Source organism: Megasphaera indica, assembly GCF_046614755.1.
Lineage (GTDB): Bacteria > Bacillota > Negativicutes > Veillonellales > Megasphaeraceae > Megasphaera > Megasphaera intestinihominis.
The window spans coordinates 253,358-274,514 of record NZ_JBKKJR010000001.1 but is presented as its reverse complement, the minus strand read 5'-3'; the positions used below and the strand labels follow the sequence as shown (position 1 = coordinate 274,514).

The following is a 21,157-nucleotide window of genomic DNA, read 5'->3' as shown; positions in this document are numbered from 1 at the left end:
CAAAAAAGGGCCGATGGCGTTCAAGCCTCGGTCCTTCATTCTTTTTTTGCTGATTATAGTATATCTTACAGAAGCCAGTGACATCAAGTGCTGCTTTAGTGACATTCAGTGACATTTGCCAGGAATTTCAATGTGTTTCAGAGCCTCGTCATGCAGGCGGTACACCTGGCGAATGTGGAGCCCGATAGCATCGGCGATGGACGCCCAGTCCTTGAAGGCCAGATAGCGTAGTTCCAGGACAACCCGTTCCCGGTCGTCCGGCACCCGGCTGATGGCCTTCATGATGTCTGCCTTGAGTTCGACCAAGCCATCGATGGCTTCATCCACTTCATGCTCCATATCCATCATGCGAGCGATGGTTTCTTCCAGACGGTGCGGGTTGGGTGTCCCGCTCGGTGGCACCGGGCTGAGTGTCGATGACGCCTTGATGGCCAGCTGCCGCAAAGCGGATACCTGCTCCAGCTTGCTGTCTATCTGCATGTTGATGTTCCGTGCCTGTTCCAGGTACGCTTTGGCTTCCATACGTGTTCCTTCTCCTTCCGGTTCCTGCTTCATAGTATACCCCCATTTCCCGTTTTCGTCATGCTCAGGTCAGCTTTCACCGCCTCAATCAGTGCGGCCTGGGTTCCGTCTTTGTGTTCCAAGACTTTCAGGATACGCTCATCAATTGTATCCTTGGCTACAATGTGCTGTATGATGACTGTGCGGCTCTGCTGCCCCTGCCGCCAGAGCCGGGCGTTGGTCTGCTGATAGAGTTCCAAGCTCCAGGTCAGGCCGAACCAGATCAGAATGGAACCGCCCTGCTGCAGGTTCAGCCCGTGTCCGGCAGAGGCCGGATGGATAAGCGCCACGGGAATCTTTCCTGCGTTCCAGTCGGCGAAGTCCTGCGGCTCCTTCAGTTCCCGGGCTTCCATCCGCTGCTGGATGCGGTCTTTATCGTGCTTGAACCAATAGGCCACCAGGACCGGTTTCCCGTTGGCGCTTTCCACCAGGTCTTCCAGGGCATCCAGCTTCCGGTCATGGGTGGTCACCACATCCTTGTCATCTGTATAAATGGCGCCGTTCGCCATCTGTGAAAGCTTCAAGGTAAGCGACGCAGCATTGGCGGCTGTGATTTCGCCGCCTGGAAGCTCCAGCACCAGGGACTTCTTCAGTTCATCATACCGTTTCTTTTCCTTTTCGCTCAGTCTGACTTCCTTCGCCACACTCACCAGTTCCGGCATCTCCAGATAGTCTGTTGCCTTCATAGACACGGTGATGTCGGCAATCTGGTGATAGATAATTTCTTCCGCTCCCGGCAGAGGCTTATAGGAATACACCACCATGCCGTTGCGCTTATCCGGCTGGAAGTATAGGTTGCGGTACTGGCTGATATATCTCCCCAGTCGCTTTCCCATATCCAGGATACGGAACTCGGCCCAAAGGTCCATCAGTCCGTTGCCGCTGGGCGTTCCCGTAAGGCCGACGATGCGTTTCACTCTGGGGCGCAAGACCTTCATGGCCCGGAACCGCTTCGACTGGTAGTTCTTGAAACTCGACAGTTCGTCCAGGACGACCATATCGAAATCAAGGCGGCTGTTCTCATAGAGCCAGGCCAGGTTCTCGCGGTTCACGATATAGATATCCGCATCCTGCTGCAAGGCCCGCCGCCGTTCTGCCACGCTGCCGACCACGACGGAACAGGTAAGGCATTTCAAATGGTCCCACTTCTTGATTTCATCCGGCCAGGTGTCTCTCGCCACCCGCAGCGGAGCGACCACCAGCACCCGCTGTACTTCAAAGGTGTCATACATCAAGTCCCGGATGGCCGTCAGCGTCGTCACCGTCTTGCCAAGGCCCATGTCCAGGAACAGGGCCGTAACGGGATGGGACTTGATATATTCGATGGCGTATTTCTGATATTCATGCGGCATGAACTTCATGCACCTCCGCCTCCTTTCCCATCGGGCGTGTGGGCGATGGCATTCAGGACAGCGGGGATATCCTCCATGTCATCCAGGACGAAGATCTGATAGCCCAGTCTCCGCAGCATGGCATGGCGCCTCAGTTGCAGCGGCCGCGGCTTCTGCCCCGGTGCCTTCACTTCCACGAAGCCCATCTTCCCATCACCCAATAGGACCAAGCGGTCCGGCATGCCTGAAAACGATGGCGAAACAAACTTCACTGCCATACCGCCTGCCTTCCTGGTTTCCATCACCAGATGATGTTCTATCTCTTTTTCCCGCATCTGTATCACCTCTTTTTTACAGGGGTGCAGGTCGTTGAAGGTCGTTCCGCAAACTTTCCTTAAAGGCATTTTTTCTATTTTTCAGCCCTAAAGGGAGTTTATGGATAGACCTGCACCGACCTGCACCCTTCCCTTTTCTCACAAGAAATCTGTGACTTTCAGTTTCAATCCGTAAATGAAATACCCTGCTTTCCGCTTGCGCCTGTCGAACCCGGCTTTCTCCAGGGCTCCATAGAAATCCGTCGTGCTGCGGGTATACTCATTCATCTGCTGGCAGTACAAGCGGTAGGCCGTATAAAGAGCCCCGGACTTTTCCTGGCATGATGGATTCACATCGCAGCATTCTTCCAGGAAATGGCGGAGCCAGTCATTCTGCCCGCGGTATTCCTGGATAGCATCCCGCACACATTTCGGCATGGTCAGATGGTACTCGCTGGCAATGACCTTCTCCGCCCCTTCGATGATCCAGCGCAGGATAGCAGGTCCCGCTGTCTCCACCAGATAATCCGCATAATTCTTGATTTCGCCATGGCCTTCAAACTGTGCCTTGAAGGGGATGACGATAAGCCGGCGCCATGTCCCTTCATCACTGGCCCCGACGCGTGGCAGATGGTTGGTGTACAGGACCAGCGTATGGGTCGGTACAAAGGTAAACGGCGTCTTGTATTTCTTTTCGGCGCCGACTTCATCCGTAGAGCAGAGCTGCTTCAGGACGGAAGTGGAAAGCCGGACACCTTCTTCCATCTCGGCCGCGATGACCATGCGCTTGCCCTTGAGTTCCGCCATTTCCGGCTTGATGTTCCGCTTGCAGTTCGCCGTCAGGGCATCGGCAGAAATGCCGCCGCAATAACTCCCCAGCACCCGGGCGATGGAGTTCCAGTACGTAGATTTCCCGTTCCGTCCATCACCATAGGCAATGACCAGGGCTTCCACATACACCTTGCCAATGGCCATGAGTCCGCAGATTTCCTGGGCGTAATCAATCAGCTCCTGGTCGCCTGTGAAAAACTCGCCCAGGGCCTGCTGCCAGACCGCTTCCCCTTCCTCTCCTGGATCGACAGCGGTACATTTGGTAATATAATCTTCCGGACGGTGATTCCGCCTGCCCGCCATCCCCTGCCGCAGGTCATACGTAAACGAAGGCGTGTTGAGCAGGAATTCATCCGCATCCAGGGCCTGGATGGGAATGAGCAGCATCGGCTTCAGGGCCTGCAGGGCCGAAATGATATAGCGCATGTCCCGCCGCTTCATGACAAAGGCATAATATGCCAAAGCCGCCTGGTAGGACTGGAAGGCTTTCTGCTGACTGCCTTCGATGACTTTCTCCAGCATCCGGCCGCCTTTGTCGATGAGTTCTGCCGCAACGCCCATTTCCTGCAGCGCTTTTCTGCCAGCTTCCATCTGGTCCCTGGCATCTGCCAGCTGCAGTTCCAGGAATTCTTCCACCGCGCCGATGGCTTCCTGATGGGATTCAGCCCAATAGATACCGTTGTACCGAAGGAAATCGGTACTTTCCGTATACCGCAGCTCATCACCATATTCCCGCTTCAGCACTTTGGCCTGACCGATATCCGAGTAGTCTTCCGGCTTCAGGCTGCCCCGGCTGGCAAAATCGTTATTATACCGGTCCGGACTGACGTACCCTTCCTGTCTGGCAATGCGCTCACCAAAACGCACAGCACTCTGCCAGATTTTATTGAGTTCCGAATCAGCAAGCGGCGGGTCGCATTTTTCGGCTTCTTCAAGAAAAATAGAGTATGCCCTCTCTGTTGCTCCATACCGTTTGATGACCCGGCCGGCAAAGCGGCTCATGGTATTATTGCGCTGTCCCTGGGGAATGCTGTGTGTCCCGGCTTCCCGGGCCTTAAGCACCTGGTCAATCGTCATTTCCCCATCCTGCCACAGCACCTTCTCAGCCGGGCAGCCATAGATGAAACGGGCTGCATCCAGGGCCGCTTCATCGAAAAAAGGATATGCGTGATAAACAGCCCGTTTCAGCTCCGTATAGCACGGTTCCTCTGTGATTCTGGGAATCCCGAAATAAACATGGAAGCGCGGCCTGGCACACTTCCCGTCTTTGGGCTTCATGTGATTCCGTGATGGGACGATGGCCACCGAGACCTCCGGTATCATGGCCAGGAATTTCTCCATGGTCATCCATTCAGCAGGATTTTCCGTATGCGAATTATCGCAGTCCATGACTAGAACATCCGATGAGAGAAAGTTCTCCCGTTTCCGGTAATCATTTTTGAATGCCACACAGACATGGTCAAACGCAGCCGCTGCTTCAAGGTCTTCCGCACAGCCGATTTTCCGCTGTTCCGGATAACGGCAATTGGCCTCTGCCCCCGTAACAGCAGCCGTATAAAGGGTAAATTCCATGATTCTTAAACCTCCTTGATATACCGGACAGGCTTCCTTTTGCGTCTGGCATACTCGATTTCTTTCTGCATCCCGTCCGAGATAACATCGCCGAACACCCAGAGTTCCGCACACTTGGACAGAAGGACGATATCCATGAAAAGGGCCAGGTCACGCTCCGTCTTTTCATCTAGGAACTGGGGCAGATACAGATGCGGAGCCAGCGGAATGCCTCCCTGATCTGTCACATAGCGGCAGTATTTCCTCGCTCTGGCTGTATTGGCATCCACATTTCCGGCATAGGGCGAGCAGACATACACCACGGGCCGGAACGGGAACCTTGCCGGTTCCGCATTCCGGATGGCCTGATAGGCTGTCGGGTCCGGGTAGTGTTCCGCATTACGCTTCGGATCCATCTCCATCACGCACCTCCATCAGTTCCCGGGAGCAGTCTTCGCACAGGACGGCTGTCCCGGACAGGTCGCCCTTCCCGTCGCCCAGGACTTCCTCCAAATCCACCAGCACTTCCCTGCCGCAAACCGGGCAGCAGCAAAATACATTCTCATCGCTGATTTCAACCGTGACCTCCATGGCATCGTTAATCGGTTCCTTGACGTAAAACATGCCTCATCCCTCCAGTTCCGTCTTGTAATAGTTCATGAGCATCTGTTTGCGCTGCTGGAAATCCGGACAGGAATACAGCAGGCCGTAATCCAGGTGCTGCAGCCGGTCCAGAGCATGAATCTGCTGCGCGGTCAGATAAGGCCGGATGCTCTGCCCTTTTTCAATGCCGTTGGCCAGCCGGAACTGCTTGGCAGACATGCCGAGAACAATGCGGTTCAGCATGTCGCATTCGTTGCTGAAGTGGTACGGCTTCGGGCTTTCATGCAGGCGGCAGATCATATCCGTCAGCATCGGGAATTCCTGCCGGGCAGACAGGAGCGACTGGACACATTGTTCCATCTCGTTGAAACGCTGGATGTAGAGTTCCTTGAAGTGCATCGCCTTCGGACCTGTGTAGCCCATGACCAGCATCGTGAAGCCATCACGGGTCAGCAGGTAACGCGGCAGTTTCCTTCCTCTGGCATCTTTGTAGGTACTGAGTATAAAATTGTCATGAATGAAATTTTCACTGAGCCCAGATCTGGGCTCAATGATTCTGGCGATATCCCGCAATACGTGACGATGGCCTTTTTCAAAAGTTGCAGCGACAAACAGGCTATCGACCCTGGCTACTCCTTTCGGGTCAGCAAACACACCGTAATCATCTTCAGGAATCAAATTCTTCATAGCGGATTCCACCTTTCGTTAAAATTTCCGAGGAACTCGTCCTCTATCAGTAACAGGACAGAATCCACTGCTTTAAGTACCTCCATTTCAATCTTTTTGATAAAATTCACATTCGTATCCGTCTGCCCGAAGCAACAATCCTTCGGCCCACGGAGGTGTACGTCCCATCTGCTCGCAGATGACATCGACACTGGCATCCCGGCGGCATTCGATGATCAGTTCATCATGGACATGGCCGACGATGGCGCAGCACCGCAACGTCTGCATGGCATAGCAGAGGATATCGCGGCTGATGCCCTGGACGATGTTTTCCACGAACTTCGGGCCGTAGCTCTCTAGCCGTTCCCACTTCTTCGTTGCGCCAACGCCCTCATAGGTGACGGATTCCCCGCCGAAACGGTTCTCGCCTATCCGGGGCTTCACATAGGAAAGCCGCCGTCCGCTTGGGAGCTGGATGAACAGCATGCCGCTCTGGCAGAGGAAGCAGATGCAGCCGGCCCGCATGGGGATATGTTCCTTGATGGCCGTCTTCACGGCGGCATCTACCTGCCACCAGAAATCGACGATATGCGGATTGGCCGACCGCCAGGACTGCACCAGAGGATACAGCTCTTTTTCTGTAAGGCCCATGTCCAGGGCTCCCATGGCCTTCAGCGCACCTACGGAGCCGCCATAACCAAGGGCCAGTTCTGCGATTTTCCCCTTCTGCCGGAGATGGCCATTGACGCCATGTTTTTCCACGGGAACGCCGAACATGGAGCTGGCCGAAGCACAATAGATATCGCCATTCCTGGCAAACACGTCTGAGCGCCAGGTTTCTCCTGCCAGCCACGACAACACCCTGGCTTCAATGGCCGAAAAATCCGATACAACAAACTTCAACCCCTGCCGGGGTACAAAGGCCGTACGAATCAGCTGGGAAAGGACATTGGGGATGGAATCATACAGAAGGTTCAGGGCTTCATAATTTCCCTGGCGTACCAATTCCCGAGCTTCTGCGAGATCCGGCAGATGGTTCTGGGGCAGATTCTGCAGCTGGATGTGCCGACCGGCAAATCGCCCGGTCCGGTTGGCCCCATAGAATTGGAACATGCCTCTGGCCCGGCTATCCTCGCAGGCCGTCATTTCCATGGCCTGGTATTTTTTGACTGAGGATTTGGCCAGCTTCTGCCGGAGCAGCAGTACACTGCGCAGCGGTTCTTCTGCCGTCTTCAGCAGTTCCTGTACCTGCTTCTTTCCCAAAGAATCGGTCTTCATCCCATGCCGTTCCAGCCAGCCGATCATCTGAATAACGGAATTCGGATTCTCCAGGCCCGTCTTTTCTCTCAGCGCAGCCATCAGGCTGTCCCGGCTGCGGGCATCGATGGCGATGGCATTTTCAGCCAGTGTCCGGTCAATGGCGATGCCCCGGTCGTTGATTTCCTGATCGAGATGATATTCATCCCATACCTGCTGCGGTACGAGATACTTCTTCAAGCGCTCCTGGATGGCCATTTCCACTTCCACATCCCGTTTGTTATAGGACTTGAACAAGGTCCATTTGTCTAAGTCATGCTGAGGAAGGTTTCTTGTCCTGCCGCCATTCGATTTGGTTTCCTTGCAGGGAACGCAGAAATATCGAATCAGGTCTTTGCCTTCCTTCATCTTCTGGCTGTCCAGCTTCAGCACGGCCCCTGCGCCTTCCAGGGAAAGCGGCAGGCCCATGTAGGCCGACCAGACCATGGAGCATTTCCATCCCGTCGGATTGAGGAACCTGGCACAATCCCGGGAAAGCGGATGATGGTCATGGAACGGATCCAGGCTCATTCCCAGGTCACGCAGGTATCGCGACAGGCAGACTCGTTCAAAACTGGCATTGAACGCCCACTTAGTGACAGATTCATCGGTCAGGGCATCCAGGATATCATCCGGGATGCGTTCTCCCCGCGCCAGGTCAACGACCTGTGCCTCGCCACCGTCCACGGCATAACCAAAGAGAAGAAGTTCAAAGGCTGGCGATTCTGCGTATTTGTACACGCCGCATTTAGCCAGGCTGACATCGCTGAATGTTTCAATATCGATACTGATGGTTTTCATACTCTTCACCTCGAAAAAAAAAACGGCGAGGCACAAGGCCCCGCCGCCGCTATTCACTACTACTTGTTCCGGAAGGATTCCATCTGCTTGCGATGATATTCTTCTTCCCGTTCTTCCCGGTGCCGGGCCATTTCTTCATCCCGCTGGTCTTTTTTGATATCTGTATAGATCATGTCCACGAAGAACCCGCCGGCGCACAGTGCAACCAGGCAGTACAGGCCATCCAGAATCAGTCTCATCACAGTTTCCATAATCGCGCCTCCTTATGCCAGGAAATCATCATCGTCAGCCGTAGCAAAATCATCTTCTGCACGGGGTTTGCCGCCGAGGGGTTCGCCGTCACGGATTTTCTGCAGGTTGTTCAGGCCGCAGGCAATACCCTTGTTGCCATTGCTGTTGAAGGCATAGAAGTTGATGGACGCACGGCCATAGACGCCAGAATAGACTTCAGAGCGTTCCAAGATATTCTGGCAGTCGGCATCGACGATGCCCGGCTTGGTAGCCGAATTGGCATTGACGAAGAAGCTGTCTTTATACGCATCATCACCAGGGCGTTCCAAGTCGCCGTCACGGAGCGGGGTCTTGATAGCTTCGAGAGCCGGTACCACCCGACCATTACCTTTGAGTTTGCCCTGGCCTTCATCATAGGCAGCCTTGATAGCAGCTCGGACGCTTTCGACCGTTTCCGTATCGGACTTCGGAATGATGAGAGATACACTATACTTCGGCGTACCACCATTGATAGACTTCGGGGCCCAAACATTTGCATAAGACCAGCGGGTATTGACTCCTGTGATTACCTTACAAGGATTAGTAAATTTTTTTGTCATGATAAATTCCTCCTAATTTTCAATATTGAAATCGTCTGCCGCGGTGTGCATGGCCGGGCGTTTATCCGATTCCGGCACCAAAACTGGCTTGCCCTGCGGCTTTTCAACTAAATCTGACAACAATTCTTCGAACCTCTTCTTGCCGAGCTGTTTCGTCATCGCCGTGATGCCGAGCAGCTTCTTTTCATATGGGTCGAAGCCCGCGTCTTCCACTTTGGCGGCGACTGCTTCTTCACTTACGTAGCGGCGGTTCGACCGTCCTTCGACCAGTTTCCATCCGTCCCACTGCTTGCCGGACAGGGCCTGCTGCAAAGCGTATTCTTTGACATCTCCGGCCCAGTTCACCAGTTCATCAGCCTTAGAAAGGACGGCTTCGATTTCTTCATCCTGCAGCGTGGATGGGACGGCGAAATCATACCGGGCCAGTTCCAGGTTATATTCAGCCCTCTTGCGGCATGTCGCCTTAATCTTGCAGAAACGGCAATGGTCGTCAGCCTTGTACTCCCCTTCGCCTTTGGCCGCCAGCTCCGCGGCGGGCTTCAGCACCGTTTCGGCCTACTGGAGTAGTACTTCCTTGCTCATGGTACAGGTGCTGACGTTGTCCCGGCGGGGCTGGAAGATGGTCATGGACACCTGGCGGATATCATAGATTCCATCGAACAGATTCAGTGCGCCGAGGGCATAGCACATCATCTGCGGATTCTTCTCGGCATCCACCAGGACTCCCAGGCCATGCTTGTAATCGATGACCGTCAGGGTATCGTCGGCCACGATGAGGCAGTCACCGGTACCAAAACCGCCAGGTACCCACTTGGAAAAGTCCAGCCGTTGTTCAACCATAATCAGCGGGTCCTTGCAGGATGCTTTGGCCGATGCCAGGCATTCCATGACGAACTGTGCGTATTCATCGGTACACTCCGCCATCTCCTCATCAAAGTACGTCAGGGATTTCGTCGGATCTTCCAGCTTCTGCCCCATGGCCGTCTTCACTTTGAATTCGCAGAGCGTATGGGCATCTGTTCCCTGACGGGCGAATTCGCTGGAGGTATCCGGCAGCTTAGCACATTCCTTCGCAGACGGCGGGCAGGCCAGCCAACGATAACAGGAAGATGCGGACAGCACCGCGTGTTTATCCGGCATGGCCAATCACCTCCAGTTCCTTCAGGAATGCTTCGTACTGCACCGCATCAATGCCGGACAGCTTGTCCGCCCCGTACTTCTGGATGAGACTGCGGACTTCTGAGGTGAATCCCTTGCGAGCCTTGTCAGCAGCGACTTTGCGGACATCTTCCAGTGTCAGCGGCTTTTCCGTTTGTTTTGATTTTACTTCTGAATCTGGCGGATTATCTTCTTTCACCGCCATGGCCTCGGAAATCTTCAGCAGCGCCTTGCCACAATCGGTCAGGGCTGCTGTCAGTTTCTGCAGTTCATCGTTTGTCATACAGATTGACTCCTTTCACATGTCTTTGCATTGATAAGAGATGGATGTTCCTGGCAATACTGCGGGTCGTGACGCTGATGGCCATCAGCACCGCCGCCAGTTCCCGGTCCAGCTTTTGCTGCTGAGCCAGATTTTCAGGTGTCTGTGTGTGAATCATCTGTCTGCCTCCTTCCTGAAGAGCTTCTTCGTTCGCCCTTCACCAGTAATAGGACAACCGCATCATCGTTAAGTACCGATTCCAAAAAAAATCCGGCTACTTTTTTTGCAGCCGGATTTTCCCCATTTAACGGAAGTCTTTGAGATGTTCCTTCAAGAGTGCATACAGCTTGTGTTTGCGCTTGTTCACCGCTTTCTGGCTTAAGCCGACTGCCTTCCCGGTTGCCGCTTCGCTAGCACCGTCGGCAATCATCAGAAGGATGGTCCGGTCGATATCCTGCAGAGCTGCCAGTTCATGGCGCAGCACTGCCAGCAACTCTTCCTTCACGACTTCTTCCTCTAAGTTGAAGTCGTCAGGCACCTCCAGCTCGTAGTCATCCTGCGCCTTGTCTGCCGATATCTCATCGGCACCATGCCGCTGCTGGCGTTTATCTTCCCGCCAGAGCGGACGCATGAATTCATAGTACTGCTCTTTGTTTGCTGGAATCAGGATAGTACGTACCTTCCGGCAACCGATTTTTGACCAGCGGACTTCACAATCCTTGTACTCCTCGGTGATGACGGTTTCTGGAGTGAGTTCCAGAGGAATGTAAAAACGTTTCTCATTGCTTGTCTGTTTTTTGTCCATTTTTGTCTCCATTCCGTCCGAGAAGAACGGCGGAGACAAAAAGCTGGCGCTGATACAGCATCAGCGCCAGTTTTCTGACAGCCCAAATAGGCATAGAAAAACACGGTGGATGCATGATCAGAAAAGTACAACCATCGGCTGTACTGTCTGCTTTATGCAACCGCCGCCCTTATAGCGCTATTCGGACTACGATTTATTTGTGGCCAGGGGTTCTCTCCCTTGCCTGCCTATAGTCTATTCCAAAATCAAAATCGTGTAATTGACATGAAGTGGCGTAAAATGGAATAAAATGGTTTGCTGAAAAAAGGCAAAAAAAATAGGCTCCTCACCTTAGTGAGAAACCTATTGCAAATAGTTTATTCTTGATATCCGTCAATCAAGCCATATCTTCCTATCCCCTTATTTTTTGTAAAGTGAATAATGTTTGCACCTTCATAATCGATAGATGGAATTTCATTTTCAATAACAATCGTTTGTGGAGAATTCTTCCTTATCAAAAAATATCTAAACAAATGCTCTTTCATGGGTTCCGTAACATACGAATCTCTCTTTGAATCTTTTTCTTTTAATGAAAGGATCGGAGAATCTACAACAAAAAGCGCAGGATGATAATACCCCATCTTTTCTAGACAATTTTCCATTGCAACAGCTAGTATCGTGTTCAAAAAAGCACGGAATCCTTTACCTTGGCTCTTTTTTTCATGACCATTAACGACAATATCATAGCTATCGATATCAAAATATGAATCCAAATAGTTCTGATAATCGCAGTATCTTAAAAGTTCGTCTACTTCCGTGTCAAGGAGTTCTTTAAAGACCTCCTTGAATTTCTCTTTTACATTCAAATGAATGTCAGTAGTTTCTTCATTCTCAACAGCATCACGTTCTTGCTTAAGAAATGTTGAAAATTGGTCAACCATGGTATTCATTTCAGCAAATCTCAATGAGGTTTTAAAATCATCAAGTTGCTTTTTCAACTGCCGGATTTTAGGCTCAAGTTCTCCTCGTATTTTCTCTTCCTGCTCATTTCTCTGATTAATGAGCATATCTTTTTTCTTTTCTAAAGCAACATATTCTTCCTGTATAGATTCCTGGACTGATTGCAAATCCTTGACCTGAATCTCAATTTTTTGCTCTTCCGCAATAGCAGAACCTATACAGTCCTCTTCATGTTCATGAGGAAGTTCTCCATTGCAGAAAGGACATCTTTCTACTTTTTTGATTTTTTTAGAAACCATATTCCCTTCCGCAATAAAAGTCAGGCGTTTAATGTCTGCCTTATATTGTGATAAAAGGAGTTGATTCCGATTCATCAAGACCTCGTCTTCTGAAATCTGCCGCATCACTTTATTGATTTTCTCTCCAATTTCATGACATGAGGTCAAAGCTTCTTTAAGGATTCCTTTAGCAGCTCCGATTTCATCGATTGTTTGATTGATTTTATTCTGCAATTCAACGGGTTGAAGCAAAGGTAATGTATCATCAAAAGATGACTTTTGCCTTTCTAAGAAGCCCATGCCTCTGTTGACAATTTTCAGCACTCCCTCATCTTTTGCTTTCTTTATTTTTGGATCAATAAAAGCCGACTTTGGAAGATAGTTATTACCCGTCCCCAGGTACAATAATGCGGTTAAAGCCGGGGTTCCTACCTTTCCTCCCAATCCATGCTTTCCTTTAAGGACACTGGCTTTATCATGAATTCGGTCCTCATCTATGATGAACGTATGATAAAACGTTCTAACCGTCAAAGCCTGCGGTTTTCCTTCCTGCGTTTTAAGAATCTTAGTATCAAGAGGAATGTCCAAAAGCTTCATCCAGACATCATTAATAGGTGGATTCTTTTTTCCTCCCTTTATCTTGTAAGTAGCTGTTTCTATACCGTATACATGACTAATTACTTCGAAAGATTTAGTGTTAATATCCCGGCTGATAGAAAGGCTTTCCCCATTGACATCTATCCCTATTTGAATTTTCTCCACTTTCAAATTGATATCGAATCGATGAGTCCCGGCTCCCATCATATAGTCTATACAATCCAACACCATACTTTTTCCGGTATTGGATGGACCATAAATTATATTCAGACCCGGAGCAAAGTCTATTCTTGATTCTTTTTGATTTGCAGTAATCTTAAGCCACTTTATGTAAAACATAAACATTTACCCCTTTAGTTTGCAATAGGACGATACTGAATTTCTTGAAGCAATTCCTCATCATTTTTGCAACTATATTTTTTCGCGGAAATCCTTGATACCCTGCGGTATTCCTGTGCATATGTACTATGAAAGCCATTTGATATCTCCAATCCATATTCTGTGATTTTATACTGATATCCATGATTATTTTTGACTTTCAATATTCCATGCCGTACTAACTTCTTGATTGCTTCGGTAATCAACGAACGTCTTCCCGCCATTTCAGCATACATAAAATCATTATTGCCATGCAGATTCTCAAGAGCTATACCAAAAACCCTTGCATAACAATTGATGAAGTCAAATGCCAATATACGAGTACTCGAAAAAAACAGTTCTGGTACAGAACTCATCAGTAGCATAATTCTTAATTCCATTTCGAAAACTGTATTGAATACTTCTTTGTTTTTCCTTACTGTTTCACCCTGGTTACAGATACTGAATGTATTGAAAATATCCTTTTGCAGCTTAATCACCCTCTATCCAACTGAGTTTCTCATCATTGACCAACATATGACAAATTCCCTTCTTTTCCCCTGGTCCAATCCAATTCAGAGTCACTGTTTGTAAATTAGAAGAAAGCTCAACCAATGTCGCATGCTCCATTACAGCGTTCATTCTGTCATAGCCACAAGCATAATCTTTTTCTTCCGTCGTTACGACACCTTCATACATTTCTTCTTTTACTGCCTCAAAATTTTCCTCCTCCTGTGGTGCTACGGTATCTCGAAGTCCCCTCCTAATAGTTTCTGCTAAATAGTAATCTTTTCTCTGTCTATTAAAATTCTTTTTCATATTAGGACATGAATCGAGATCCTTTACACAATTACATTCCACTCCTGTTTTTTCCTGATAAACGCGGAATAGCTCTGTTACATATTTCATTTCTTCTGTTGCAATAGTTAAAGGTGGAGACAGTGGAGCAGGCTTTTTGAATTGCCCAACAAACTGCCTGAAAGCTTCTATTTCATGGTTAATATCTGCGGCTGTTGCCTGGGCTGTTTTCGAATAGTCCTCATAAGATGCATCCTTTTTCATATTGTTTTGCAATATGGCATACAAGAGCGCTCTACCTAAAAATCCTCCCAAATCACCATTCTCATACAGTTTATTTAAATCACCTTTTTCCATTTCAGACAAATCTGATTCCTTGATGAGATTTAGCAAGTCATTCATCATATCATCGGCCTTAACCCCACTAAGGACTTTGTCCAAAACTTCATCAGTAAAATATTCCCCTATTCCCTTATATACACGACCATCATTCGCTGCTTTTTTCAAATTGCCTGGAATGTCTGCTTCTTGTTTATACCAAAGGCTTGCCGACTTATTATCGATGGTATATGGCTCCCCACGTCTATTGACACAGTCTCCAAGACTAATGATTGGCTCAAATAAGATTTTGGCAACTTTAGTCATATTAGGTTTGATAATGCCTTTCGAAAACACCTCAGCAAAAGATGCATAATTGTAAACCCGCATGAATTATCACCTCGTCCAGACGATAACGCACTTTTCATTGATAATAATATTGTACTACATTTTTTATCCTATCCATAGTAATACTACCGAACAATAGAAAACTAGTCAGATAACGCGATAACTATTTTTCTATGTCATTAACGATGCCATTACTATCGTTAATAGCATATTCATAGTGCTGTTAAGAACTTATACGATTCCTTCTGATTCCACCCGCATTTCAAAGCATAAAAAATGCCGGCCATCTGCCGACGTTTGCCAAGACCTCGCTATATATGGACATTTCCGCTATGCACACCGTTCCCAATATTGTATCAATCCCAAGCATCTTTGCTCGACGAGGAGGATGTGTTTTTTACCGACGTCGATGGTTTCTTTGACGGCAAAGGCATTGTGGACGTTCTCGGTCCGCTCGTCCCGCCGGAGCTGCCATTGGACTTTCGTCGGCCGCAGGCGCTGCAAGGCATCGCACCAGGTCCAGCGGGCCAAGGCCCAGTCGCGAAAGAGGGCTTCGGCCTGGTTGAAGCCGCGGCGCTGTAATTTTTCCGGTGCCAGCGGCACGGGGACGACGACGTCGATGCGGGCGAACCGTTCCGGCCAGGGGAAGCGGTCGAGCAGGGTCCGGCAGGCCTGGCACTTCCCTGGCTTGCCGTTATATTTGATGTCGTGCAGGACATGGCGCATGGCGCCGCGGTAATCGGTCAGGCAGTAACAGGCGCTGAGGTGCCTCACAGCCGTCGGCTTGTTGATGCGCCGGGGATGCCAGATGGCGGCCAGGCAGGCCGGGCACCAGTCGCCATCATGGGCTACCATGGCGCCGCAGGACGGACAGCGCGGCGGATATAAGAGGTTGAAAAGCTGCGTGATCAGGGACATGGTCTTCCCTCCCTAGACGATGAGTTCTCCTTGCAGGCGTGGGATGAGCAGTGTGAAGCGGCGGCTCGTGCGCTGGTTCTGGACGGCTGTCTGGACGGCCCGCTTGGTGCCGACGAGGATGACTTTGCGTTTGGCCCGGGTGACGGCCGTATAGAAGAGGTTGCGCTGGAGCATGATGGCGTGGCTGTTGACCAGGACCATGATGACCGTGTGGTATTCACTGCCCTGGCTCTTGTGGACGGTAATGGCATAGGCCAGGGTGATTTCATCGACTTCCTGGCCTTCGTATTTGACATCCTGTTCGGGATAGCGGACATAGACCATGTCCTTCTGGATGGCAAAGATTTCACCCATATCGCCGTTGAAGACGCCTTTTTCATAGTCGTTGTGCTTCTGCATGACCTTATCGCCGACGCGGAAGACGACGTTCTTCCCTTTCAGTTCGGCCTTCCCTTCGGCCGGCGGGTTGAACCGTTCCTGGATGAGCTGATTGAGGTTATCTACGCCACAGGGGTTCTTATACATCGGCGACAAGACCTGGACGGCGAATTTATCGCCCGTTTCCAATAATTCGCTGTTATAGAGGGCACTTATCCTTTCGGCGCCGTCGGCTTCGTTGTCGATTTCGACGAAGCGGAATTCCGTGTCTTCATTGACGACGGGCAGGCGGCCGCTGTTGATGAGATGGGCATTGGTGACGATGCGGCCCCCTTCTTTCTGACGAAAAATCGTATCCAGGCGGACGACCGGGACCTGACCGGACGCGATGATGTCGTGCAGGACGGCGCCGGCCCCGACCGACGGCAGCTGGTCGGCGTCGCCGACGAGGATGCAGCGGCACTGCGGCTTCAGAGCGCTGAGGAGATGGTACATCATTTCCATGTCGAGCATGGATACTTCATCGACGATGACCAGGTCGGCCGGCAGCATCTTCGTCTCGTTGTATTCAAAGACCTGCATGGCCCCGACGTGGCCGTCGGGAACGAGCAGGCGGTGGATGGTCTTGGCCTTGCGCTGCGTCGTTTCGGCCAGGCGCTTGGCCGCCCGTCCCGTCGGTGCACAGAGCAGGATGCGCAGGCCTTCCTGTTCGGCCAGGCGGATGATGGTCTGGACGACGGTCGTCTTGCCCGTCCCAGGGCCGCCGGTGATGACGGTCATGCCGGACTGCAGGGATTTCTCTACGGCTTCGCGCTGCTTGTCGGCCAGCTCGAAATGGCGCGCATCCTGCCAGCGGTCGAGGAAGAGCTGGACGTGGGTCTTCATGGGCAGGGGCTTCATATTCCCCATTTCGCCGATGCGCCCGGCAATATATTCCTCTTCTTCATAGGCTTCCGGCGTGTAGACGTACAAAGTCCCTTCAAAATCGGCCGTACAGAGCTGGCCCACTTCGATGGCTTCCCGGAGGATGTCGTGCAGCCCCAGGGCATCGGCCTGGAGGATGAAAGCCGCCCGCCGGACCAGTTCCGTATCGGGGATACAGACGTGGCCATTCTGGGTCATCGTCCGCAGGACATAGGTCAGGCCGGCGCTGAGGCGCTGCGGGTCCTGCCGGTCCATGCCGTAGGCCAGGGCGATCTGGTCGGCCGTCTTGAAGCCGATGCCGTCGATTTCAGCGATCATGCGGTACGGTTCTTCCGTCAGAACGTAGTGGACGTCGTCACCGTATTTCTGCAAGAGCCGGCTGGCATAACGGCCGGCGACGCCGTGCTGTTCCAAGTCATAGGCGATGTCGTTGACCTGTTTTTCTTCATAGAAGGATTCCGTAATGACAGCCAGCTTCTTCGGGCCGATGCCTTCGACTTCCAGGAGCCGCTGCGGGTCTTTTTCCAGTACGGCCATGGTATCCTTGCCAAAGGCTGCGACGACGCGGTGGGCCAGGGCCGGTCCCATGCCCTTGACGGCGCCGCTGCCAAGGAAGCGTTCGATGCCGTCGACCGATTCGGGGATGATGCGGCTCCAGCCGTCAGCGGCGAACTGGCGGCCATAGCGCTTATGCTGGACCCAGTGGCCCTTCACTTCCAGGCGGTCGCCGACGAGGGGTTTCGTCCCGTGGCCGGTAACGGTATACGTCGCATCATCGTCTTCATCGTGCAGGCGGAAGACGCGGTAATCCGAATCGGGCGCTTCAAATAAGAGGCGTTCCGCAATGCCTCGTACTACGATTTGTTCCATCTTCACAGCCCCATATACTCCCGTTCATATTTCTTGCTCTCATCCATGATGCACTGATAAATACGCCGCAGATACGGCGACAATTCCTTCTGGACGGTCAGATTGGCGATCTTATCCAGGACCTGCCGTTCCCGGCGGGGGTCATAGATTTCCATATGATGCTCCTTCTTATAGGCGGCGACTTCAGCGACGACCTGCATGCGCCGTTCCAGTATTTTCGTCAAATCCCGGTCCAATACGTCGATTTCCCGGCGACATTCTTCTAATTCCATACACTAGCCCTTCCCTTCTGCATAATACCTTTATTATAGCAAAAAAAGCGGATTCAGGCCATTTTATTCATCTTGTGTACTCTATGCAAAATCGGATTTGAAAATTAGTAACCCTCTCATCGCCTGTATGCGATTTCGTAGGGGACGTCCTGAACAAGGCGTCCCGCCGAGAATCCTGTGAATAGCCAAAGTTTATGACGATGCCAGAATGGGCTTTGATGAAATCTCGCAACGGGCCAAAAAGGCTTGGGACAGCCCCTACGCAACCCCAATCGGGGTTAGTTGATTGTTTTGTTTCTGTTTATCTTTCGTCTCAGCTATAATTTTTTGCATACAGAAACAGGACCTGTGCACAGTTATGTGCGCAGGTCCTGTTTAGGTAATCCCGATTCAATTAGTGAGCTCTGGTCACCAAGGCCACGGACTCGACGTGGTGGGTCCGCGGGAACATGTCTACGGGCTGTACTTTGGTGGTGTGGTAGCCATGCTGGTCCAGGTAGGCTAGGTCGCGGGCCAGGGTGGCCGGGTTGCAGGAGACGTAGACGACGCGTTGGGGTTTGCTCTGGGCGATGGCTTTGAGGACCGGTTCGCCGCAGCCGGCCCGGGGCGGGTCGAGGACGATGACGTCGGGACGGACGCCGTTTTTGATGAGTTCCGGCAATTTATAGATGGCATCGCCTAAGATGAACTGGGCGTTGCCGACGCGGTTGTCTTTGGCGTTGCGGACGGCGTCGCGGATGGCCGGGGCGACGATTTCGATGCCGTAGACCTGCTTGGCTTTCTGGGCCAGGAACAGGGTGATGGTCCCGGTGCCGCAGTAGACGTCGGCCACGGTTTCACCGCCTTTGAGGTCGGCAAAGTCGAGGGCCGTTTCATAGAGGCGCTGGGCCTGTTCGCTGTTGACCTGGAAGAAGGACTGGGCGGAAATGTGGAAGGTCAGGGGGCCGATGGAGTCGTGGATGGTCCCTTTCCCGTAGACGGTCTTGGTCTTGGGTCCCAAGATGACGTTGGTGTGGCGCTTGTTGACGTTCTGGACGACGCTGGTCAGACCCGGGATGTCGCGGCGCAGGCGCTGGACCAGGTCTTTCATGTGCGGCACCATATCGCAGGCCGTGACCAGGCAGACCATGATTTCGCCCGTATGGACGCCGACGCGGCCCATGACGTGGCGGACGATGCCCGTCCGGGCGTCTTCGTCATAGGCGGGGATCTTGAAGTCCTTCATCCACTGGCGGACGACGGCGACGATAGCGTTGTTCCCTTCTTTCTGGATGGCGCAGTCCGTCACGTCGATGACTTCGTGCGTGGCGGCAGCGAAACAGCCGATAGCGACTTTGCCCTTGCCGGCAGCGGCGACGGGGAACTGCATCTTATTGCGGTAATGCCAGGGCGTATGGGCGCCCAGGGTCGGCAGGACGTCGAGGCCCTGCAGATGGCCGATGCGTTCCAGCGCATCCCGGACCTGCTGGCGCTTTTCCTTCAATTCCCCTTCATAGCTGAGGTGCTGGAGCTGGCAGCCGCCGCAGCGGTCGTAGACGGGACACTTCGGCGCAACGCGGTCCGGCGAGGCTTCGAGGATTTCGACGAGCTCGGCGGCGGCGTAGTTCTTCTTGACGAGCGTAATCTTGGCCCGCACTTTTTCCCCGGGCAGGGCAAAAGGCACGAAGACCGTGAAGCCCTCATGACGGGCGATGCCTTCGCCGCTCGTACCGAGGCGGACGACGGACAATTCATAGATTTTCCCCTTCTGCACGGGGATATGGCGTAATTCTTTCATGGACATCCTTTCAGGCGGGCGCCCCGCGTGGGCGCCCCTACACTGTAAACTACAAACTACAAACTTTATACTATCACTTCACTGACGACGGGTTCGATGATGTCTGCCTGGTCGGGCGTGACGATGATGTGGTCGGCGACCTGCCGGGCCAGGTCCATCATATCGGCACCTTCCTTACCGTACAAGGTGAACAGGGCTTCGCCGGGATGGACCGGGTCATAGAGCTCTTTGAACAGGCGGATGCCGACCATGGGGTCGATGGCATCTTCCTTGCGGGCCCGGCCGGCGCCCATGGCCATGGCGATTTCGCCGAGGGCCCGACCGTCGATGCGGGTGATGTAGCCTTCATCGGTGCAGACGGCCGTAAAGACCTGGGGCGCCTTGGTGAGGGGCCGCTTGCCGATCCACGACGTACTGCCGCCCTGGGCCTTGACGAATTCCCGGAACTTAGCCAGGCCCTTGCCGGAAGCGACGAGGTCGCTGATCATGGCTCTCCCCTGCCTTTCGTCCTGGGCCTTGCCGCCGACGATGAGCATCTGGGCGCCGATGGCTTCGACGACTTCCATGAGCCGCCGGCCGCCTTTGCCCGACAGGGCTTCGACGGCTTCATCGACTTCCAGGCAGTTGCCGATAGCCGTGCCCAGAGGCGCTTCCATGGACGTGACGACGGCCCGTGTCGGCCGGCCGGTGAGGTTGCCGATGCCGACCATGGTCCGGGCCAGTTCCCGCGCCCGTTCTTGGGTCTTCATGAAGGCGCCGTCGCCGTATTTGACGTCGAGGACGATGGCATCGGCACCAGAGGCGATTTTCTTGCTCATAATCGAGCTGGCGATGAGAGGGATGCTCTCTACCGTCGCCGTCGCGTCGCGCAGGGCGTAGAGCAGCTTATCAGCCGGTGCGATTTCGCCGGACTGGGTGATGAGGGACAGGCCGATGCGGCGCACTTGTTCCAGGAACTGGTCTTCCGGCAGGACGACGTGGAAGCCGGGGATGGATTCCAGTTTATCTGCCGTGCCGCCTGTGAATCCCAGGCCGCGGCCGCTCATCTTGGCGACGGGGACGCCGGCTGCCGCCACTAAGGGCGCGACGATGAGCGTCGTCGTATCGGCAATGCCGCCGGTGCTGTGTTTGTCGACTTTGATGCCCGGAATGGACGACAAGTCGACCATATCGCCGGAATGAGCCATCGCCAGGGTCAGTTCCTTCGTTTCTTCATAGGTCATGCCCTGGAAATAGACGGCCATGAGCCAGGCCGCTGCCTGGTAGTCGGCGACGCGCCCTGCCGTATAGTCAGTGATGAAGCGCGAGATTTCTTCTTTCGTCAGGACCTTGCCGTCCCGTTTGTGTTCGATGCAGTCGATGGGCCACATAGGA

21 protein-coding genes and 1 pseudogene are annotated in these 21,157 nt (G+C 52.6%); all 22 read right to left on the bottom strand.

Annotation, left to right across the window (positions count from 1 at the left end):
- Window positions 1-105: 105 nt before the first annotated feature.
- The 22 genes and pseudogenes from ACFCTO_RS01280 to ACFCTO_RS01175 all read right to left on the bottom strand — a co-directional run bounded on the left by ACFCTO_RS01280 (window position 106) and on the right by ACFCTO_RS01175 (window position 21,153).
- Window positions 106-555, bottom strand: coding sequence for an ArpU family phage packaging/lysis transcriptional regulator (locus tag ACFCTO_RS01280; protein WP_499876212.1), 450 nt, complete (start codon window positions 553-555; stop codon window positions 106-108).
- Complete coding sequence (locus ACFCTO_RS01275) at window positions 552-1,922, bottom strand: SNF2-related protein (RefSeq protein WP_499876211.1); 1,371 nt, start codon at window positions 1,920-1,922, stop codon at window positions 552-554. The genes ACFCTO_RS01280 and ACFCTO_RS01275 overlap by 4 nt, the downstream gene beginning before the upstream one ends.
- Window positions 1,919-2,170 carry a VRR-NUC domain-containing protein gene (locus ACFCTO_RS01270; RefSeq protein WP_499876210.1) on the bottom strand — a complete coding sequence of 84 codons (252 nt, stop codon included), beginning with the start codon at window positions 2,168-2,170 and terminating at the stop codon, window positions 1,919-1,921. Before ACFCTO_RS01270 ends, ACFCTO_RS01275 begins: the two co-directional genes overlap by 4 nt.
- 195 nt (window positions 2,171-2,365) lie before the next feature.
- Window positions 2,366-4,609 carry a phage/plasmid primase, P4 family gene (locus ACFCTO_RS01265; RefSeq protein ID WP_499876209.1) on the bottom strand — a complete coding sequence of 748 codons (2,244 nt, stop codon included), beginning with the start codon at window positions 4,607-4,609 and terminating at the stop codon, window positions 2,366-2,368.
- 5 nt (window positions 4,610-4,614) lie between these two features.
- Window positions 4,615-5,010 (bottom strand): DUF7768 domain-containing protein, encoded by a 396-nt coding sequence (locus tag ACFCTO_RS01260; RefSeq protein ID WP_499876208.1) that lies wholly within the window; start codon window positions 5,008-5,010, stop codon window positions 4,615-4,617.
- A complete protein-coding gene (locus ACFCTO_RS01255; protein WP_499876207.1) occupies window positions 4,988-5,212 on the bottom strand; it encodes a hypothetical protein in 225 nt (74 codons plus the stop codon). Before ACFCTO_RS01255 ends, ACFCTO_RS01260 begins: the two co-directional genes overlap by 23 nt.
- Window positions 5,213-5,215: 3 nt before the next feature.
- Window positions 5,216-5,878 carry a Rha family transcriptional regulator gene (locus ACFCTO_RS01250; RefSeq protein ID WP_499876206.1) on the bottom strand — a complete coding sequence of 221 codons (663 nt, stop codon included), beginning with the start codon at window positions 5,876-5,878 and terminating at the stop codon, window positions 5,216-5,218.
- Between the two features lie 87 nt (window positions 5,879-5,965).
- Window positions 5,966-7,954 carry a DNA polymerase gene (locus tag ACFCTO_RS01245; RefSeq protein WP_499876205.1) on the bottom strand — a complete coding sequence of 663 codons (1,989 nt, stop codon included), beginning with the start codon at window positions 7,952-7,954 and terminating at the stop codon, window positions 5,966-5,968.
- Between the two features lie 59 nt (window positions 7,955-8,013).
- Entirely contained in the window at window positions 8,014-8,205 is a 192-nt protein-coding gene (locus ACFCTO_RS01240) for a hypothetical protein (protein WP_499876204.1), read from the bottom strand.
- A 12-nt stretch (window positions 8,206-8,217) separates the two neighbouring features.
- Window positions 8,218-8,784, bottom strand: coding sequence for a DUF2815 family protein (locus ACFCTO_RS01235; protein WP_499876203.1), 567 nt, complete (start codon window positions 8,782-8,784; stop codon window positions 8,218-8,220).
- Between the two features lie 12 nt (window positions 8,785-8,796).
- Window positions 8,797-9,924: pseudogene (locus ACFCTO_RS01230) on the bottom strand (DUF2800 domain-containing protein).
- Window positions 9,914-10,225 (bottom strand): hypothetical protein, encoded by a 312-nt coding sequence (locus tag ACFCTO_RS01225; protein ID WP_499876202.1) that lies wholly within the window; start codon window positions 10,223-10,225, stop codon window positions 9,914-9,916. The pseudogene ACFCTO_RS01230 and the gene ACFCTO_RS01225 overlap by 11 nt, the downstream one beginning before the upstream one ends.
- Complete coding sequence (locus tag ACFCTO_RS01220; RefSeq protein WP_499876201.1) at window positions 10,212-10,382, bottom strand: hypothetical protein; 171 nt, start codon at window positions 10,380-10,382, stop codon at window positions 10,212-10,214. The genes ACFCTO_RS01225 and ACFCTO_RS01220 overlap by 14 nt, the downstream gene beginning before the upstream one ends.
- 126 nt (window positions 10,383-10,508) lie before the next feature.
- Complete coding sequence (locus ACFCTO_RS01215) at window positions 10,509-11,009, bottom strand: hypothetical protein (protein WP_481325311.1); 501 nt, start codon at window positions 11,007-11,009, stop codon at window positions 10,509-10,511.
- Window positions 11,010-11,365: 356 nt separating this feature from the next.
- Window positions 11,366-13,162 (bottom strand): hypothetical protein, encoded by a 1,797-nt coding sequence (locus tag ACFCTO_RS01210; RefSeq protein ID WP_481325312.1) that lies wholly within the window; start codon window positions 13,160-13,162, stop codon window positions 11,366-11,368.
- Between the two features lie 14 nt (window positions 13,163-13,176).
- The gene (locus ACFCTO_RS01205; protein WP_499876200.1) at window positions 13,177-13,680 is read right to left on the bottom strand and encodes an ABC-three component system middle component 2; all 504 of its coding nucleotides are present in this window, start codon (window positions 13,678-13,680) and stop codon (window positions 13,177-13,179) included.
- Window positions 13,673-14,686: an ABC-three component system protein gene (locus ACFCTO_RS01200; protein WP_499876199.1), complete on the bottom strand. Its 1,014-nt coding sequence runs from the start codon at window positions 14,684-14,686 to the stop codon at window positions 13,673-13,675. Before ACFCTO_RS01200 ends, ACFCTO_RS01205 begins: the two co-directional genes overlap by 8 nt.
- A gap of 288 nt (window positions 14,687-14,974) precedes the next feature.
- A complete protein-coding gene (locus tag ACFCTO_RS01195; protein ID WP_481325315.1) occupies window positions 14,975-15,562 on the bottom strand; it encodes a ComF family protein in 588 nt (195 codons plus the stop codon).
- A 12-nt stretch (window positions 15,563-15,574) separates the two neighbouring features.
- Complete coding sequence (gene recD2, locus ACFCTO_RS01190; RefSeq protein ID WP_481325316.1) at window positions 15,575-17,734, bottom strand: SF1B family DNA helicase RecD2; 2,160 nt, start codon at window positions 17,732-17,734, stop codon at window positions 15,575-15,577.
- Window positions 17,735-17,736: 2 nt separating this feature from the next.
- Window positions 17,737-18,006, bottom strand: coding sequence for a chorismate mutase (locus ACFCTO_RS01185; protein ID WP_499876198.1), 270 nt, complete (start codon window positions 18,004-18,006; stop codon window positions 17,737-17,739).
- Window positions 18,007-18,400: 394 nt separating this feature from the next.
- Complete coding sequence (gene rlmD, locus ACFCTO_RS01180) at window positions 18,401-19,783, bottom strand: 23S rRNA (uracil(1939)-C(5))-methyltransferase RlmD (protein ID WP_499876197.1); 1,383 nt, start codon at window positions 19,781-19,783, stop codon at window positions 18,401-18,403.
- 65 nt (window positions 19,784-19,848) lie between these two features.
- Window positions 19,849-21,153 (bottom strand): thymidine phosphorylase, encoded by a 1,305-nt coding sequence (locus ACFCTO_RS01175; RefSeq protein WP_499876196.1) that lies wholly within the window; start codon window positions 21,151-21,153, stop codon window positions 19,849-19,851.
- Between the last annotated feature and the right edge of the window lie 4 nt (window positions 21,154-21,157).